General features: G+C 65.3%; 1 protein-coding gene. It reads right to left on the bottom strand.

Going from position 1 to position 1,339, the window contains the following annotated elements:
- Window positions 1-1,084, bottom strand: a 1,084-nt coding sequence (locus LRF89_RS13150) for an NERD domain-containing protein (protein WP_238637358.1), incomplete at its 3' end; no start/stop codon positions are given.
- Between the last annotated feature and the right edge of the window lie 255 nt (window positions 1,085-1,339).

Here is a 1,339-nt window from a genome sequence, read left to right as displayed (position 1 = left end):
GGTGCTGCGGGTCCTCCAACCACAGAACTTCGGCGTCATCGACCAGGCACAAGCGCAGAAGCTCCCACCACTCGGCAGAGAAGTCTTGTCCCTCATCAATGATCAGCCGGTCGAAACGCGGCAGGCACTCAGAGCGCTCGATCAGCCGATCTGCCACCTCACTCCAATACTTGGCAGGTTCGGATCGGGCACGCTCAGGGTCGAATGGCTCTCCGGCACTCTCCAGCCAACTGCGGCAAAGCCGGTGGAAATTGCCCACATCGCCGGAGCCGTCGAGTCGCGCGCACAGGCGATCGCCGAGGACGCGATTGAAGCAGATCAGTGCCGGGCGCCGCCCGCGCGAGCGGGCATCCTGAAAAAACGCCATCGCGGCCGCAGTCTTGCCGCTGCCGGCACTGCCGATCACCCGCAGCCGCCATGGCACCATTTCCAGTCCCTGGACCAGGTCCGTAATTCCGCCCGCCAGGCGCTGGAAGGTCTCCTCGTGCAGCGCCACCTCCTGGCCCAAATCCGGTGCCAGATCCAGCTCCTGCGCGAGCACCCCGCGCACGATGCGAGCCGTCTCAGCATCTTCCACCCCGGGGCCAAGCTGGGCTTGAATTTGCTCGGGCAGTTCCTCGGCCCGGGCTGCATCGACGATTTGCTCCCGGGCGAGTCCAGCAGGTTCTGCACGGCGCAACCGGTGATCCGGGCAGTAAAGGAGAACGCCCACGCCCGGAGGCTTGCCCCGACCCAGGCCGCGCTCCAAAGCTCCAAGCAACCCCTCCCGACTGCGATGAAGCTGCCGAACGGCGTCCTTGGGGCCTTGCTCGCTGCCGTAGTCCTTACCGAGCCGATCTTCTTCCTCGACCAGGGGACCGTTTTTCTGTTCGACCAGCAGGGCCTCTCCGGCCGCGTTGACCACCACAAAATCCGCCTCGCCAAAGACCGTGCGGCGCCCCGATCCAGCGCTCCAGTGAACGCCGTGGAAGACGGTGTACGATTGCGGAAGCGCGCGGCCGAGCCACGCCACCGTCTTGAGCTCACGTTCCGGCCCCCCGGCAAGGCGGAGAGCGTCAACGCCTGACGGCTGAACATGCGCCATGACCAAGCCTCCTCTACCACCACCCTCCCAAGGCGCACCGCCAACACGGTGCCCGGGCTTACACAGCCGACAGCCTGCACCGCCGACCCCATCCGCTCCAACCCGATGCTCCGGGCAGGGGGACACTCGTGCTCACGCACGCCTAATCATGAAAGGGACTATGGGGAACCTTCCGGATCACCTCGACGTGCCATTCCGGAAGGCCGTGCTCGATTGCGCCCTTGAGAACATACCCATGGTACGTCGATGTCGGAT

Origin of the sequence: Halorhodospira sp. 9621 (assembly GCF_022228055.1) — a bacterium.
GTDB lineage: Bacteria > Pseudomonadota > Gammaproteobacteria > Nitrococcales > Halorhodospiraceae > Halorhodospira > Halorhodospira halophila_A.
The sequence above is the reverse complement of the archived record's forward strand: the minus strand, read 5'-3'. Positions and strand labels throughout refer to the sequence as shown.